Here is a 17304-nt window from a genome sequence, read left to right as displayed (position 1 = left end):
ATTAGGGTTGTTATTAATAAATTTTTTGTAAAAGTTTTTTACTGCCGACAAGGACAATCATTAACAAACCTAACTGAATTTGCCAAGGTGCTAGAATAAGACTCAAAATCAAACTCACAGATGTAAACACACCGGCTATGTAAGCAATTTCATCTTTTTGGTTTAAAAAATAGCCAGTTACTAAACCAGTACAAATTGGAATTAGAAAAAACAAAGGCATTTTACTAAAATCCTGAAATGACAACAGACAGAATAGTTGATCTCTATAGATTCAACTTAAAGTTCTTGAGAATAAATTCTGATTATACACCTAAGTATATGCTATTTACAATAGTTTACAAAAACTTAGATCTAAATTTTGATCAAATCATATAATTATCCGGTAGATTGCAAAAAAAAAGAAAATAGAGAATTTTTAACAGTTTTTCCTATTTCCTGTTCCCTCTTTAAAAGTAATATTTCCTCTTAAACACCCAAATGTTGAACATTCCGCAACTACTAGCAACTGAACTAGAACTTAACCCCAATCAGGTACAAAATGCACTGGAACTTTTAGCCGAAGGTGCGACAATTCCTTTTATTGCGCGTTACCGCAAAGAACGCACGAATGAGATGAATGAAGTACAATTGCGAGATTTGTCTGATAGGTATACATACTTAACAGAACTGGCAGAAAGGAAGAAAGTGATTTTAAATGCGATCGCACAACAAGATAAACTCAGCGATGAACTCAAAGCTAAAATCACCAACTGTTTACAGAAAACAGAACTTGAGGATTTATACCTACCATATAAACCAAAACGCCGCACTCGCGCCACCATCGCCAGAGAGAAAGGACTCGAAACCCTTGCTGCATTTATAAAATCTCTAAATGTAAAAAATTGTGTAGCAGCCGCATTAGAAGCAGAAGCTGCGAAATATATTTCTGAAACCCTGGGAGTAAAAACCGCAGCAGAAGCATTGAAAGGTGCTGCTGATATTCTCGCCGAAGAAGTTGCCGAAAAAGCCGAATTACGATCATATGTGCGTGATTATCTCTTAGAAACCGGGGTATTTATCTCTCGTATTAAAAACGATCATCCCGAAGGTACAACCAAATTTGAAATGTACCGTAACTATCAAATCAAAGTAAAAAATATTGCCCCCCATAATATGCTGGCCTTGTGTCGGGGAGAAGCCGAAAAAATATTAAACTTTGAAATTGCTTTTGACGAAGATTTCGTACTGTCTTATTTAGAATCACAAGAAATTAAAGCCAAAGTTCGCGCAGTCAGAGATTTTTATCAAACAATGTTAAAAGATGCATTTAACCGATTGATGAAAACCTCTCTAATTGGGGAAGTAATTTCTGAAAAGAAAACCTATTCTGATATTGAATCCATCAAAACCTTTGAAGCAAATTTACGAGAATTGCTACTATCTGCACCAGCAGGAATGAAACCAACCCTAGCAATAGATCCTGGTTTTAGAACCGGGTGTAAAGTTGCCGTACTCGAACAAACTGGCAAATTTTTAGAATATCAAGCAGTGTTTCCACACCAAGCGGCTGAACAACGAAAAAAAGCCGCGCAAACCATCAAAACCTTAATTGAAAAATACAAAATTGAATTAATTGCTATTGGTAACGGCACAGCTTCCCGTGAAACCGATGAATTTGTTTCTGAAGTCTTAGAAATCTGCGAACGAAAACCCGTAAAAGTCATGGTAAATGAATCGGGTGCATCTATATATTCTGCCAGCAAAGTTGCATTAGAAGAATTTCCAGATTTAGATATTACTGTACGCGGTGCAATTAGTATAGGACGAAGATTACAAGATCCTTTAGCAGAATTAGTCAAAATCGATCCCAAATCAATTGGTGTCGGACAATATCAACACGATGTTGACCAAAAATTGCTAAAAAAGAAATTAGATGAAACCGTCGAAAGCTGCGTTAACTATGTTGGAGTTGACTTAAATACCGCTTCCAAAGAACTGCTTACATTTGTTTCTGGAATTACACCCGCAGTCGCTAACAATATTATCGCCTATCGCAACCAAAATGGAGCCTTTAAAAATCGCCGGCAACTGTTAAAAGTAGCCAAACTAGGACCAAAAGCCTATGAACAAGCAGCCGGTTTTTTAAGAATTCGCAGTGGTGAAAATCCCTTAGATAGTACCGCAGTACATCCAGAAAGTTACTCACTTATAGAATCCATAGCTAAAGATTTAGGCGTATCATTAAATCAAGTGACAGAAATAGCTGAAAAACTCAAAAAAACCAACATCAAAAAATACGTCACCGCAACTATTGGCGAACCAACACTGCGCGACATCCTCAGCGAATTAGAAAAACCAGGAAGAGATCCTCGTGCAGAATTTAAGTATGCCACATTCAAAGCCGGAATTAAAGAAATAAGAGATTTACAAGTAGGAATGGAATTAGAAGGAATTATTACCAACGTTGCTAACTTCGGTGCATTTGTGGATATCGGTGTACATCAAGATGGATTAGTGCATATTTCCCAACTTGCTGATAGATTCGTAGATGATCCTCAAAAAATTGTTAAAGTCGGACAAGTTGTCAAAGTCCAAATCTTAGAAGTCAATGAAAAACTAAAACGCATTGGCTTATCAATGAAAGCAGTCAAACAATAGAGTCGTCAGGAGTCAGGAGTTAGGAGTTAGGAGTCAGGAGTCAGAAGTTAGAAGGAAGGAAAGATAAGAATATTTTTCTCTTCTGTTCCCTCTTCACCTGCTATACTAAAAACGGGTTAAAAGTGTCATTCTGTAGCTTGCTTCCCGTAGGGTACGAAGTGAAGAATCTCCGAGATACTAGAGCCTACGGCACGCTACGCGAACGCTGCACTACGTTACGCTCAGTATGACATAAGTCCAAATTTCACCCGTTTGCAGTATATATCAAACATTCTGTATCCTGAACCCTTGTATAAAATCTTACGCAAAGATATAAAAAACTCTCTCTGCGTCTCTGCGTGCAAAAAATCATATCTTCACTTAACAACACCAAAATTGATATGAATATCTATCAAGTGAGATTAATCAACGAAAAACTAGGGTTAGATCGGACAATTCCAGTACCAGAAGATCAATATATAATTGACATAGCAGAAGAGAAAGGTATTCGTATACCCTCTGGCTGTAAACAAGGAGAATGTTCCGCTTGTGTCGCTAAACTCATTAGCGGTGAAATTAATCAAAGTGAGCAAAAATTTCTCCGTCCCCAGGAAATCCAAGCGGGTTATGTCATTACTTGTGTAACATATCCCCTATCTGATTGCATATTAGAAACCCATCAAGAACAACTTTTATATAAATCATCCCTCTACTACAAACCTGAATAAATGAAAAACCCTCTGCGTTTAAAAATACTCCTTTTGGTATAGCCTAATTCTATCTAACATCAGAGCTAAAAGCCTCAATTTCAATCTAAAATGGCACTATATAGCAGTTACAGAGGTGAAAATAATGTGGGGAATATTCATAACCACACTTGCTACAGCGTTAAGTTTGTTAATTGTCGATATCATTTTCCCAGGAGTGGATCTTGCTAATTTTCCCGCAGCTTTAATTGCGGGTTTAGTGATTGGGTTGATTAATGGTTCAGTTAAACCAATTATCTCCACTCTATCTTTACCATTGACATTTTTAACTCTAGGTGGATTTTCATTAGTCGTCAACGGAATTTGCTTTTGGTTAGCATCAGTTTTAGTTCCTGGGTTTAGAGTTCAAGGACTAATCGCTTTTATTCTCGCACCAGTAGTCCTATCTTTGGCTAATACATTTCTCAGTAAATATTTTGCGGAAAGGAATGTGGGATTACAAAGCAAAATTACTGAATCTTAATCTAGAAATAGTCTGGAGATAAATCTCTCAATGGAGTTTATTGTTAGATTTTGTCTCCACAAAAAATGTCAATAAAGTTGAAAAAATAGCAGAAATCTCATGAAACTAATTCGGTTACTTCTTGGTTTATTTCTACCTCCAGTAGGTGTATTCATGACAGTTGGTGTTAGTCCAACTTTGGGAATTAACATTTTGCTTACTTTTCTCGGTTGGCTTCCTGGTAGTATTCATGCACTTTGGGTAATTACCAAGCATGATGAAAGACTGAATAGAGAAGAAGGTAATTACTAAGTGTAATCACTTAAGTTGCAGTATTTGTAGAGTGCGTTATGACAAAAGTCTGTAACGCACCAAAAGCTGAATAATGGTACTAAAATTACAAATTATTGTCAGCCTGTTTTTCAAAGACCATGATGATTAGATTATAAATGGTTCTAAAGAGCGATCGCACCATTCTCCCTCAATCCGTTCCGTCACTAGTGGTGTAACAACAAACTTAGCAGGGAAACCCGCTTTTACATCCACCCGCACACAGGAATAGGGTTTTTTCCTTTGGGAACCGTGACCACTCCTTCCCACATAAAGCAACGAATCTGCAACTTTACGAGTCGAAACACCAGCAGCATCATTAAAAGTTTCCATCAACTGAGTCCCCTCCTGACGTTGACGACGGGGACGACGACCACTTCCACCACAAACAATATAATTAATGTAAGAATCAGCATATCCTGTGTCCACAGTCCGCAGATGTTCCAAACAGTGCGCGTGACCATTAAAAATCACATCTACAACAGGTCTACCTTGAGTCATCTTACCCAAAGTTGCCGCCACTTGTTCAAAGAGCGATCGCAAACGATGACGTACAGCTAAAGTTTGTCCTTGATGCCACTTAGTCGCTTCTGTAACATAAGGTGGATGATGAAAAAATATTACCCTTCCCCGCACATCTGAACTATGCCAAGATTCAATCAACCGACTTCGCAACCAATCAAGTTGTTCAAAATCCACATCAGCAATCGTGTGAGGTTCTAATTGCTTCTCAATATCAATTTTGACCTCATTAAGTTGGTCTACCTTCGCAATCAAATCAGCCAGTCGTTCAGCTTCTACCGTATTTCCGGAATTTAATTTGTCACACTCTACCAAAATTAGCAACTTTTCTCGTTCTAATTCTTGACGACGTTGTAACAACTCCCGACGGAAAAAATCCCCCGCTTCATTTCCCGGTAAAGGTGCGGGTGTATTAAAAGTATTAGAATCGAGAGCAAAAAAATCAATTCCGCCATAACGAAACGTATAATACCGATTAGGTAAACGGGTAAAATTTCCCGGTTGGTAACGCAAACAACGTCCTGTATCAGTTTTTGCCGTATAATATTCATCCAAATGACGTTTTAAATCAGTTGGAGACATCCCTGCCAAATAATCAATAAATGCTTTTGTATAAGCATCACCTTGATTTGAACTATGCCAACCAACCTCAATATCTTTGTAACGCAACATCCGACGCAGAGGTAAGGTAGAACCAGTTACTAATCTATATAACAAAGGCACATCATAGTAATCATGATTACCCAAAACTGGAAAAATGGGTAACTTAAATACCATTTTGTCATAAGCAATACTTTTCGGATTTTCACCACCTACAATAAATTCGCGGTAAGGTTCAATAAAATTAGCAGGATAATATTCACGAGAACCTACCAAATAAACTACATCACCAGTATGTAAAACAAAACGACAATCATCGTTATGACTCAGCAGCATTTCCATAACTTGGCGTTGTGGATGTTGTCCATAATCGGATTTAGTGCCACTATCACCAATTACCATAAACGAAAAATCTGGACTTTCCTCCCTGCCATCATCTAGAATCATGGAGGTTTGGTCAATTCCCCGTTCTTTAATACTAGGATGCATCCATCGCACCCTTTGCTTCATCTTTTGAATTTTGACAGGAACCGATGGTTCAGAAATCAATTTCATAGCTGAAATTAGCTAACATCTAAGCTGATTCTAACGAGTTAATCAATTTTTGATCATCGCACATCCTATGTGATGTCGCCTAGTAGCGTAACACAAACAATGGTTTAATACTAATTCCACCTATGCCTTAGGGATGATATTTAAGTATTTAAATACTTTTCTTAAGAAATATATCCAGTTTCCTACCATCCGTTTGGTACAATCTCCACATATATAGAAACTACGAGACAGTTTTTCAGCTTTATCTACTGAAAATAAGTAAATATTTCCAAAATCTTGTAGCCGCAACTCTTGTCGCCGAAAGTCATAGGGCATACTATGTTATGTAGCGTCATTTGAGATGACATTACCCAAAACAACTTTGGCAAATTTTACATGGTTGTAAAATATTGACATAACCTTCTAAAATATTGTCATTTTCTCATAGCACAATATGAACGAAATCATCACTAACCTATTTCTATCTCCCCAAGTGCAGAAAGTCTATACACAAATTATTATACCTTATCAAAAATGGATAATATTTGTTTCTTTACTGATGGCAATTGATATATTATTCTTAATCGGTTTCCAACAAAGTTGGCTGAAATATATAGAAATTCCCTTGGGTATATCAATATCAATTATATTTGGGATGTTAGCATCTCGGCTATTTGATCAAACATTTAATTTTTATTTGCTAGAATTAGCTACCAAGCAAAGACTAAATGGTGAATTATTAATAGTAATTAATATTATAGCCAAGGGATTAATCAGTATTATCATATTCTGCGTTTTTGCTCAAACCCATCAAATCAATCTCTTAGGTTTATTAACTAGTTTAGGAATCGGTGGATTAGCCTTTGCTTTTGCAGCCAAACAAGCTTTACAGCAATTATTAGGTGGAGTAGTTATTTATATTGATAGACCGTTTGTAGTTGATGACTATATCGGCTTACCCGACGGTACATTTGGTAAAGTAGAATCAATCGGTTTACGTTCCACCAAAATTCGCAATTCCGGCAAAGGAACTTTAACTATCGTTCCTAATGATTCCCTAATTCAATTAAGTATCGAAAACTTCACAGGAGGAAGAAAAGTTGTTTCCTTAATTTATTTGAAATTCTCTCAAAAAATTAATGAAAATGAAAGAGCTTTGATTCGTCAAGTTATTTTAGAAAGTAGCAAAGATTTATTTGGTATTGATTCTCGTAATACCGAAGTTACTTTTAAAGATATATTCCAAGACGGAAAATCTATTACTACTCAGGCACAAATTAGCTTTTTTATTCTCGGTGCTGGTGACATAGCTATGGATATGCGGCATCAATTACTAGATATCGCTAAACAAAATATTACCACGCAACTTCAAGAATTTGGTATTGATTTTGAAGTTGCAGATGAACCAGTTAATATTGATGCACCAATCACAATTTAAACCAGTAAAATGTAGATTGTCTCACATTTAACATCTCTTGTAGGGTGCATTATTATCAACAGATATATAACTTCTTAAGCACCTTACTAAACTAATATGCCAGTTGAATAAGTCCGTAATACATCAATTACAATATAAATTAGAAAAATGCAGACTTTAGTTGATATCCAAAATTGGTTTCCATTTGACACAGAAGTAAGAAAATCACTGATGTCATTGGGTATCAATTTAGGAGTGTTTTGCTTCTTTTTTCTCCTATCTTTGCTAGTTGGTAAATATACTCCTAAGCTTGTAACAATAATTATTCATAAATTTTCACCCCTATCAATCTCCAAGATTTATGAAAGCTTAATTGATCCTCTAGAAAATCTCCTAAAAATTACAGGAACAGTAGTTCTTGTTTCAGTGTCTTGGAATTTATTGAGACAATATAACGAATTTTATCAATTTTTTAGATTTTTCCTAGATTTAGCAGTAATTTGCAGTTTTGCAGCTTTATTATCTCGCTTATTCCGTCAGCTATTGCGCGTCTACGGAATTGATTTAATTCGCAAAGTAGGTTTAAAAGTTGATGAATTACTACTCGTTGCGGAAACAATTATCAATGTCGTAATTGGGTTTATAGCAGCTTTAGCATTTGCTCAAAGTCAGAATGTTAATTTAATTGGTCTAATTACTGGTTTAGGTATTGGGGGTATAGCAGTTGCATTTGCGGCTCAAAGCACCCTAGAACAGATTTTCGGCACAATAGTTTTATATCTAGATCGTCCTTTCATTCCTGGGGAATACATTCGCGTCAATTTAAGTTCTCAAGGTACATTATTTGCTCGTGTAGAATCTATTGGTTTGCGTTCAACCAAACTCAGAACAGCTGCCAAAAGTACCTTAGTAATTGTTCCTAATTCTGTAATGGCAAAAGTTGATATTGAGAATATCACTAGAGGTAAAAAGTTAATGGTTTTGCTTTATCTTGATTTTCCACGCATACTGGAAAAACCTGAAGAAGCACTATTAGAAAAAGTCATTAAAGAAAGTACCAATACTTTATTTGGAATTGACCCCAACAGTACCAAAATCAACTTATTTCCCCAAGATAATCAACCAGGAGTTCGTGCGAGAGTCAGTTTCTTTATTTTAGGTTCACATGAAAATTCTATCGACTTCCGCAAGCGGTTACTGGAATTAGCAAACGAAGCTATCTCTAAAAAATTGCTTACTTATGGTATAGAATTTACCATGCAAGAACCGACACTGTATGTCGAGTCTCCTATGACAATTTAACTTTGTCAATACCTTAGTTTACCAACTGAATCACACCCCATTGTCCATTTGTCAACCAATTAGGATCAACTGTTGCTAATTCTTGCAAAACTTCAGCTTTCAAACCTGCTGCTACTTCTGATTTGAGAGTACGTAAAGCTACCATTGGTGCAGGTAAATAAGAAACTATATCTGCAAAATTTGTCGTAAAATCCCAATTTAAATCTCCCAACAAGCGTCGATAATTAGCATCACCTTTGACAATCATTAAATTTGACTTCCCTAACTCATTTTTGAGTGATTTTGGTATTTCCCAAAATGCTAATGGTGAAGTCCAAAAATAATCTTCAGTTAAAACCAATCTACCTGAAGCCAGATTTTCTGTTAATCTCTGTCCCAAAGATTGAACTTTAATATTGCTACTTTGTACTAGAAAATCCTTAGTATAATGCACATCCTTAATCATCGCATCAGATACAAAAGTTGGATGTGGTTTTAAATGCAAATAAACCTGATTTGCAAAACCACTCCCTAATAAAAAATCAACCAAACATAAATCACAAATTAACTCAAATCCAGCATTATCAACAACCAAATCAATGCAGTTATTCTCTGATTTAGTTAATAATTTAGTAATAGCAAATGTATCATCTACCAAGATATTACTTAATTGAGTCTGAATATTAAAACGACTCCTATCATCTTCAAAAGCTGACCATAAACTTAAGTCAACACGATTTCCCCACAATGCAAAATACAACAAAGCAATCAGAGAAGATTTACTAGGTTTATCTTCTTGCTGTGATGCGTTCAACCATTCTTGCGTTTGAGTACATAAAGAAATAATAGAATCAATTGATGTTTCTAAACCTTGAGTTTTTTGTAACCAAAATGGATCAACATTTTGCCATTCTCCTGGCTGAAAATAATTAGTTATATTGAGAATAAGACGATAAAAATAAGTTTCTGCAACAAACCAAGGAATATCTACCCAACGCTGACCTTTATATGGTTCTAGATATTTATTCCAATCGTTGAAATCTACACCAGTGTCATCTATTAAAGATTGTAAATAACCGCTTGGTAGTTCTGCTGCTAGTTTTTCCAAGCCTTGATTTATTTCTGAGGGGAATTTATTTTCTATAATCACACGACGAGCAATATCCGGCATCCGTTGAGTAACTGTATACTCAGTAAAAGAGCCAGAATCTGCACCTACAAGTGATGCTGGTAGTGGTAAATTGGGAATTTGAGGTTTATTCACTAAAAACTACTTATCTCGCATTAATTTTTAGTTATTCTAACCTGATTTTATTAATTGTTATAGCGGTTCTCGGTTGAGTGAGATACAAAAAAAACCCTTGCGTCGGGGAGAGGGTTATTTATACATGAAAAACGAAAGAATTCAGGAGTTAGGAGTTAGGAGTCAGGAGAAAGAATGAAGGAAGAAGGAAGAAGGAAGAAGAATATTTTTCTCTTCTGTTCCCTGTTCCCTGCTATATTAAATATTCTGTATCCTGAATTCTTACTTAAAAACTTTTAAAATGTCATCTTTCACCTTCTTTTGGTAATTTTGGATGTGTGGCTGAATGTTTACCTACTAGAGCAGAAATTGAGGGGTTATAAAGTCGTAGATAGTTCCAGTAATTACCAAATACTTGTCGGACGTAATTTTTGGTTTCGTCAAAGGGAATTTCTTCAACAAATTCATCTGGATCTTGTTTGGGTATGGTTCGCAGCCATTTAGCCACATTACCGGGACCTGCATTGTAACTTGCGATCGCTAACATGGAGTTATTGCTATATTGCTGATGGGTATGATCCAAGTACCACGTACCCAACATAATGTTATCGTTGGGGTTTTCCAAATCAATTTTTTTAATATCCATATTGATTTGTGGTGCTATCCAGGCGGCTGTACTGGGCATTACCTGCATTAAACCAGTCGCACCGACTACAGACTTAATTTTCGGCTGAAACCGTGATTCCTGACGCATTAAAGCTGTAACTAACAGAGGATTAAGTTGCCTGGTAGTTGACCATTTTTCAATTTCCTGGAGATAGGGAAAAGGATAACGGGCTTGCCAGTAAATTATTTCCTTACTTAAAGCCTGATATGCGGCTTTTTCTTCTGGTTTTTCCCGGTCTTCTAACTTCGCAATTTTGGCAATACCATTGAGATTTTCTCCCTTTGACAACAGCATCAACCCTTCAGTAAAATCTTCTGCGACGCTAGGTTCAGATTTATTCTGAAATTCTGTCTCCCACTGTAACCAAGCATCACGATCTTGTCCGAGTAAATACAACTCTTTGAAGGTTTCCGAACCTGCTGTCGGCACAGGACGCTGAGGGGTGACAATTTGTGGTTTCAGCAGTCTTAGGTCGTTAAAATTACCTACATCCAAACCCAAAATACTTGCAGAACGCCATGCATAATAAGAATGAGGAAATTGACTGAGTACATACTCATAAGCAGCGCGAGCTTCCTGTTGTTTCCCTAGGGTAGTTGCCCATTTGCCTACCCAAAAACCGGCTCTTGGAGCCAAAATACTGGTAGGATTTTCGGTAGTAATTGGTTGCGCCCATTGCCATGCACCTACGTAATCTTTGGCTTGAGCTTTACTTAAGGCGATTTTCCAGCGATATTCTGCTGCTTCGTTAGAAGTGCTGTGCTTACCTAATAGTAATTTCCAAGTTGCGATCGCTGACTGGTTATCTTTCAGAGTTTCCTGTAATTTAGCTTTTTGTACCAGTGCTGTCGGTGCTTGTTGCGGAAATTTATTAATTATTTGGTCAAGATAGGGGATTGCGTCTTTCCCTGGGGCTATTTCTGCTAATCTGAGTAGAGCGGTTCCTGTTTCTGTAGCCGTGGGAAATTGTTGTAACTGTTGTTTATAGAGAGCAACTGCTTTATCTCGCTCTTTATTTAACTGTAAACCTCTGGCGGTGCGATAGAGGTTACGGGCTGTTTTGGGTGCTTTAGTATAAGCAGTAGCCGCCTTGGTAAATTGATTATTGTCCCAGTAGACTGAACCAATTAGTTCCCAATCTGCGGGTGTAAGTTGAGATTGTTTAAGCAGCGGATCTAAAATACCGACAATTCCTGGTGTGTCAGAGGCATATTTAGCCAAGACTAATCGTAACTTGGGCTGATTGGGATTATCTTGTAAGCGTCTGCGGATGATTTCCCAGGTGAGGGGATGGGAAGGAAATTGTGCGATCGCTGTATCATGAAGTTTTGGCAGTCCAATTAAATAAATAGCTTTAACTGCGGCTGCTTCTTGGGGATAATCTTTCAGCACTTTTTGTCGCAGATCCGAAGCCTTGCCTTTCTCCCCCAGCATATCCTGTGCCTGGGCTTGTCTGAGCAAAATATACGGTGCTAAAGCAGGATATTCTTTTTCCAGTCCTGTCAGTAAAATCAGAGCTTTTTTCCCTTGGTCAGTTTCAATATAATCACTTGCCAAAAGATAACGGGCCCGTTCCCTATCTGGTGAACTCCCTGTTTGAGCAATTTCCTCTAGTTTAACCAACCGTTCTGGTAAAGATTGAGACACCAAACTAAATACGGCTGACTTAGTTTGATTAACCTCAAATAGTTTCTCAGGCTGACTCTGACTTAATTTCAACCATTGACTCAGGGTTTTTCCAGCTTGTGGGGCTGATACCATACCCCCGACTAAAAAGGCACATAATCCTGCACCAGCAATCAGATAAATTTGCTTGTTTTGTAGTTTCTTCAGCATGGATACCCGCTGTTCGTAGCGTCTCAAAGAGAAATTTTCCGATCAATTTTCTGCAACTTTAACACTACTAGCGCGAAATGTTATCACTTTTGAGTTATAAATTTGAGCTTTTTTGAAGAAAAACGTCAGGAGTCAGAAATCAGGAGAATTGTAAAATCAGGAATTAACTCGTTCTGAATTTAGCAGATGGTACTGGGAATATCTATATTGAATGAAGTAAAATAGTTATTGCCTTGGTAATAAATTAAACGAATTGCAAAAACCGCTAATACTCTTAACTAAATATTTTTGCTTCTTTTTACTAGTTTCTACACTGACTTGATATAATCTCTTATCAACTAAAAATATTCTTTGTTTAACAATCAAATCACCAGGTTTAGTATAGTTAACTTCTTTGCCTGAATATCTACCTAAACTAATTTTTTCTTCACTGATTAAAGTACCTTTTGAATTCTGTAAAGCTGTTTTTTTGCCAGTATCTATAGCTTCTTCTACAAGATTATTCTTCTTCAATAGTTCGATATAATCATCTGGATAGTCAATATAAGCAACTGTATATTTAACATCGTCTTGTGGACGCTCTACAGTAAATACATTTACTTCCATTATGCCATTTTTAGTATTAATCTTTTGTTTAGTTTCTGTGGGTTTACCAGGCATTAAAATACTAAAATTACCTTCTGGGGAAGAAAATATCTTCCATATGGACTGAGCTATTATTAAAGGCTGATTAGCGGATACAGTTTGTGTAATTGTGTATCCGCTAAATAAAACAAATCCTACAAGAGAGCAACGTAAGAATCGGGCTTTCATAAGACTCAATGATTGATCCTAGAGAATGGTAACGCTGTTGTAGTTTAATTCTATACCAATAGAAGGATCTTTTCACAAAAATATACATTTCGATGACATTTTTACTAAAACTACTACAGTCTCAGGATTTTGGATTGATTCCACAGATAAATCATTGGTTAATCTCTATTTTAGAATGACAAAAATTCGGGTGATATTAAAACCGAGTTGATATATTTGTCAATTTGAATTAGTAATATTCACCGTTTTGCTAATTCTGGAGTTTTCCCTTTTAATCCAATCATTAATTTAAGTGCAAATATTTTCAGCATTGGGACTCGCTGCATTAACCATAAACCCAAACGTCGGATGATTACCACTGGTAAGAAGTTATTAGAAAATACTCGATCTAATAAATCGGTGAAACCTAAAATTGCGAGATTTTCTTTTTTTCTCCAGTGTTCATATTTTTTGAGAATCTGGATATTTCCAATATCTTCACCGTTTTGGTGTGCTGTTTGGATGACTTCTGCTAAAGCTGCTGCGTCACGAATACCTAAATTTAAACCTTGTCCACCGACGGGGTGACAGTTGTGTGCTGCGTCACCGACTAAAGCCAAACGAGGGAGAACATAGCGATCGCTCTGCATCAACTGTACCTGAAAAATAAAGCGATCGCCCAATAATTCCAATTTACCCATCTGATCACCATACCGTTTGGTGAGTTCAGCTAAAAATTCCTCATCATTTAAAGCACACAAAGCCTTTGCTTCTTCATGAGGTGCAGTCCAAACAATCCGACATCGGTTTCCAGGTAAGGGTAAAATTGCAAAAGGACCGCTAGACCAAAATTTCTCATAAGCTGTATAATTATGGCATTTTTCAGGCTTGACAAAAGCCACAATACATGATTGCCAATATTTCCAGCCCTTAGTTTTAATTCCCGCCGCTTGACGAATTGGGGAACGAGAACCATCAGCCGCTACCAATAATTTACTGCGAATTATCCGATTCTCACCATCAACTTTAAGATTAATAGTAACTATATCTTGCTCATTTTGCGTATTTACCACTTCCGCTGGACACAAATAAGTTACATTTGCACAACTCTGCACAAATTCCTGTAATGGTTGTAAAAGTGCATAATGTTCAGCCACATAACCTAATTCTTGTGTCCCTAAATCAGAAGTTTGGAACTTCACCACATCAGGATAGTCAGCGTCAGACAAACGCACCTGGCTGTATCTAGCGATATTAGGCAGAATTTTGTTCCAAATGCCAATTCCTTGGAAAATTTGCGCCGAAAGCATATGTACAGCATAAGCTTGACCTTTAGTGACTGCGGCTGATGTTACCTTAGCCTCAATTAGCAGTACACTTAACCCAGAGTCTTTTAAAGCAGCAGCGGTGGTTAAGCCAACAATCCCACCACCAACAATCACTAAATCATAATCATATCCCCGATTATCTGCGGGAGTGTGGGGAGGAGCAAGGGTTTGAGTAAGTTGGGTAAGTGACATTGTTAAGATAGATGACAGTATTTTACCTATTATTTTTACGCAAATCCCCTAAGAGAGCAAGTTCAGTAGCAAAATTCCCCTAAGAATGAGTTTAGTTTAGCTAAAGCCAAATAACAGTTCTTCCTGACTACTTTAAAAAAACGATATTTTTAATTAAAGTGCGGAATGCGGTTTACAAAGTTTCGATGGGTAAAGGTTGCCAAACTTCTCCATATTTCTCCCGTAAAGCCAGCCAATTTTCTACTTGACCTGCTTCATATTCTCCGGGTTTACCCCATTGTAAAAATATGCTTAAAGCAGGTTCTTGTTTTTCATCTAAAAGCCGAATTGCGTAAGTTGTAAAGTTGCCTCTTTTCGCTTCACCTGTTTCAAATTTCACTTGAGTAATTTTGTCCATATTCAAGTGAAATTCAAAGTCATCAGTGTGCATATTTGCATATTTACCTTTGAGCAATTCGGCATAAAATAGTTTTTCTATTTTACATCTTGCTTCTAAAACGGTGGCGCTGCTGGTGACAATAAGCCTGACATTTCCTAAGTCTTGGCAAGCTTCAATAAATTCTTTCAAGGTTGTATTCATAAGCTGGTTTTTATTGCTACTGGACTTTGGACTAATTGACTATTTTTCATGTTGTTCGTAAGCGGCAACAATACGCTGAACTAGAGGATGACGAACTACATCTTTTTGAGTAAATTCACAAAAGGCGATGCCTTCAACCTGTTTCAAAATTTGTAAAGCTATGGCTAATCCTGATTGTTGATGAATTGGCAAATCGGTTTGGGTGATATCGCCTGTAATGACCATCCGTGAACCAAAACCCAAGCGGGTTAAAACCATTTTCATCTGCGCGGGTGTGGTATTTTGGGCTTCATCAACAATTACAAAGGCATTACTCAAGGTACGTCCTCGCATATAGGCGAGTGGTGCAACTTCAATTACACCACGTTCTATCAAATTGGGGACTTTTTCGGGGTCAATGAATTCATGAATAGCATCATAAAGAGGACGGAGATAGGGATCTACTTTTTGTTGTAAGTCTCCAGGTAAAAATCCCAGTCTTTCACCAGCTTCAACTGCTGGACGAGTTAAAATTATGCGCTCAAATTGATTGGAAAGAAGTTCTTGAACGGCTACGACAACGGCGAGATAGGTTTTACCGGTTCCCGCAGGGCCAATGCCAAAGGTGAGGTCACGCTTGCGGATGGATTCGATGTATTGTCTTTGACGAAAGGTTTTGGCGCGAATTTCTTGACCACGGCGAGTTTTGGAGAGGATGTCTCGCTGTAGGTCTTGGAGTTCACCTTGCCGATCGCTCTCTAGGGCTTGACGGGCTGTTAAAATATCAGCAGTTGAGATATTATTGCCTTTACTCCACAGACTTTCGAGCGATCGCACTAATTGCGCTGTGAGTTCAACTTGTTTTTCTGTCCCAGTAATCAGTAGTTCCTGTCCCCGTAAAACTAAACTGGCTCCTGTTTGTTGAGAGAGGAATTTGAGATTTGCTTCTCCATATCCCGCTAGAGCGATCGCACTGGGAATGTTAGGCAGTTGAATTGTTAAAGCACCTGCCATAGTTTTTTTACAATTAGTTGAGGAGCAGTTCTTGACAAATGACGATATTTTCTTGAAAAAAGCAGCAAAATAATTTTTTTAAATCTTTATAAGTATTCACAGTATCTTAACTTAAAAATATGCCTATATGAATTACGAACGACGAATTATGAATTATTTTAATTCTGAGAGTAGGCTGGCAACAGATGCCCATACTTTACTGACAACTCCGTTATAGTAACGAGAGATCCCGAAAATATTTGACAATCTTGTTGCCACCTGTCTAAATTTTTCCCAGAATTGATCACTGACTGACTCTGTGTAAATTTCCCAGTTTAAACCTAGCGAAACCGAGGTTTAGCAACAGGCATGGGAACATTTCCACTTCTTTCTCTCGATTTTGGTGGCGGTATTTTTTCTTCCTGTTCTTCATCAAAAGACATACCATCCCGACTTTGGGAGTTGCTGCCGTAAATATCCAGGTGTACTGATTGCCCCGCCAATTCTGCTGCTGCTGCAATTACCGTGCGAATCGCCTGAATATTGCGTCCACCCCGACCAAAGACTTTTCCTTTGTCTGTGGCTTCAAAGGCGATGCGAATCCAAGCCCTTTTGAGGGTGGGAGAAATTTCACAATCGACGCTTAAAGACTCTGGAGATTCTAAAAACGGCTGTAATAGGAATTGAACCAGCCCAATATAGTCAGGACTGGCTATTTGTGATTTCATCTCAAACTTATGATGCGGCTGTTGCACGGACCTGTTCAAAAACATTAGCTTTTACGAGGATGCGACGAACGGTGTCGGTGGGTTGGGCCCCTTGTTGTAGTCGCTTAACAATACCAGGAACGTCTAGTCGGACTTCATCTGTTCTGGGGTTGTAAAAACCTAGTTCTTCTAGGGGACGACCATCACGGCGAGAAAGGTCATTAATAGCAATAATGCGGTAACTTGCTTCCCGCTTTTTACCGAATCGCTTTAAGCGCAGTTTGATCATGTTGAGAAATTTGTCTCCTGTTTATAGTTATTTTCTGACTGCTTGTGGAAGAAGTGACTAGCCTAGACGGACTCTATTCAAAACTTCTGACGCTGAAATGACAATTTTAGCACTTGCTAGGCATTATTGGTGGTTTGGTCATTGGTCATTGGTCATTGGTCATTGGTCATTGGTCATTGGTCATTGGTC

At 37.5% G+C, this 17304-nt stretch carries 16 protein-coding genes; 6 read left to right on the top strand and 10 right to left on the bottom strand.

The features are described 5' to 3' along the window. Positions 1 to 13: 13 nt before the first annotated feature. Positions 14 to 220, bottom strand: coding sequence for a hypothetical protein (locus tag VB713_RS17770; RefSeq protein ID WP_323312843.1), 207 nt, complete (start codon positions 218 to 220; stop codon positions 14 to 16). A 257-nt stretch (positions 221 to 477) separates the two neighbouring features. Between VB713_RS17770 and VB713_RS17765 the strand changes: the two genes are divergently transcribed. From VB713_RS17765 to VB713_RS17750, 4 genes are all read left to right on the top strand, one after another. After that, a complete protein-coding gene (locus VB713_RS17765) occupies positions 478 to 2637 on the top strand; it encodes a Tex family protein (protein WP_323312842.1) in 2160 nt (719 codons plus the stop codon). 380 nt (positions 2638 to 3017) lie between these two features. Further along, positions 3018 to 3344, top strand: coding sequence for a 2Fe-2S iron-sulfur cluster-binding protein (locus VB713_RS17760; protein WP_323312841.1), 327 nt, complete (start codon positions 3018 to 3020; stop codon positions 3342 to 3344). 124 nt (positions 3345 to 3468) lie between these two features. Continuing rightward, on the top strand, positions 3469 to 3846 hold the full coding sequence (locus VB713_RS17755) for a phage holin family protein (RefSeq protein WP_323312891.1): 378 nt from the start codon (positions 3469 to 3471) through the stop codon (positions 3844 to 3846). Positions 3847 to 3945: 99 nt separating this feature from the next. Beyond that, positions 3946 to 4137, top strand: coding sequence for a YqaE/Pmp3 family membrane protein (locus VB713_RS17750; protein ID WP_323312840.1), 192 nt, complete (start codon positions 3946 to 3948; stop codon positions 4135 to 4137). A 126-nt stretch (positions 4138 to 4263) separates the two neighbouring features. On the opposite strand, the gene VB713_RS17745 is transcribed toward VB713_RS17750, so the two are convergent. Further along, positions 4264 to 5832: a metallophosphoesterase family protein gene (locus VB713_RS17745; RefSeq protein ID WP_323312839.1), complete on the bottom strand. Its 1569-nt coding sequence runs from the start codon at positions 5830 to 5832 to the stop codon at positions 4264 to 4266. 433 nt (positions 5833 to 6265) lie between these two features. Here VB713_RS17745 and VB713_RS17740 point away from each other — a divergent pair, with 433 nt between their 5' ends. Next, positions 6266 to 7249, top strand: a complete 984-nt coding sequence (locus VB713_RS17740; protein WP_323312838.1) for a mechanosensitive ion channel family protein — start codon at positions 6266 to 6268, stop codon at positions 7247 to 7249. A gap of 147 nt (positions 7250 to 7396) precedes the next feature. Next, positions 7397 to 8530 (top strand): mechanosensitive ion channel family protein, encoded by a 1134-nt coding sequence (locus tag VB713_RS17735; protein WP_323312837.1) that lies wholly within the window; start codon positions 7397 to 7399, stop codon positions 8528 to 8530. A gap of 13 nt (positions 8531 to 8543) precedes the next feature. Here VB713_RS17735 and VB713_RS17730 read toward each other — a convergent pair whose 3' ends face one another. From VB713_RS17730 to rpsP, 8 genes are all read right to left on the bottom strand, one after another. Further along, entirely contained in the window at positions 8544 to 9773 is a 1230-nt protein-coding gene (locus VB713_RS17730) for a damage-control phosphatase ARMT1 family protein (RefSeq protein ID WP_323312836.1), read from the bottom strand. Positions 9774 to 10056: 283 nt separating this feature from the next. After that, positions 10057 to 12255, bottom strand: coding sequence for a transglycosylase SLT domain-containing protein (locus VB713_RS17725; protein WP_323312835.1), 2199 nt, complete (start codon positions 12253 to 12255; stop codon positions 10057 to 10059). Between the two features lie 225 nt (positions 12256 to 12480). Beyond that, entirely contained in the window at positions 12481 to 13068 is a 588-nt protein-coding gene (locus VB713_RS17720; RefSeq protein ID WP_323312834.1) for a hypothetical protein, read from the bottom strand. Between the two features lie 239 nt (positions 13069 to 13307). After that, positions 13308 to 14567: an FAD-dependent hydroxylase gene (locus VB713_RS17715; protein WP_323312833.1), complete on the bottom strand. Its 1260-nt coding sequence runs from the start codon at positions 14565 to 14567 to the stop codon at positions 13308 to 13310. A 172-nt stretch (positions 14568 to 14739) separates the two neighbouring features. After that, positions 14740 to 15147, bottom strand: a complete 408-nt coding sequence (locus VB713_RS17710; RefSeq protein WP_323312832.1) for a ChuX/HutX family heme-like substrate-binding protein — start codon at positions 15145 to 15147, stop codon at positions 14740 to 14742. Between the two features lie 39 nt (positions 15148 to 15186). Next, the gene (locus tag VB713_RS17705; protein ID WP_323312831.1) at positions 15187 to 16140 is read right to left on the bottom strand and encodes a PhoH family protein; all 954 of its coding nucleotides are present in this window, start codon (positions 16138 to 16140) and stop codon (positions 15187 to 15189) included. 320 nt (positions 16141 to 16460) lie between these two features. Continuing rightward, positions 16461 to 16847 carry a KH domain-containing protein gene (locus VB713_RS17700; RefSeq protein WP_323312830.1) on the bottom strand — a complete coding sequence of 129 codons (387 nt, stop codon included), beginning with the start codon at positions 16845 to 16847 and terminating at the stop codon, positions 16461 to 16463. A gap of 7 nt (positions 16848 to 16854) precedes the next feature. Then, on the bottom strand, positions 16855 to 17115 hold the full coding sequence (gene rpsP / locus VB713_RS17695) for a 30S ribosomal protein S16 (protein ID WP_015214383.1): 261 nt from the start codon (positions 17113 to 17115) through the stop codon (positions 16855 to 16857). Positions 17116 to 17304 lie beyond the last annotated feature (189 nt).

It is taken from the genome of Anabaena cylindrica UHCC 0172 (genome assembly GCF_034931625.1).
GTDB classification, from domain to species: domain Bacteria; phylum Cyanobacteriota; class Cyanobacteriia; order Cyanobacteriales; family Nostocaceae; genus Anabaena; species Anabaena cylindrica_A.
This window is presented reverse-complemented; position numbering and strand designations above follow the sequence as displayed.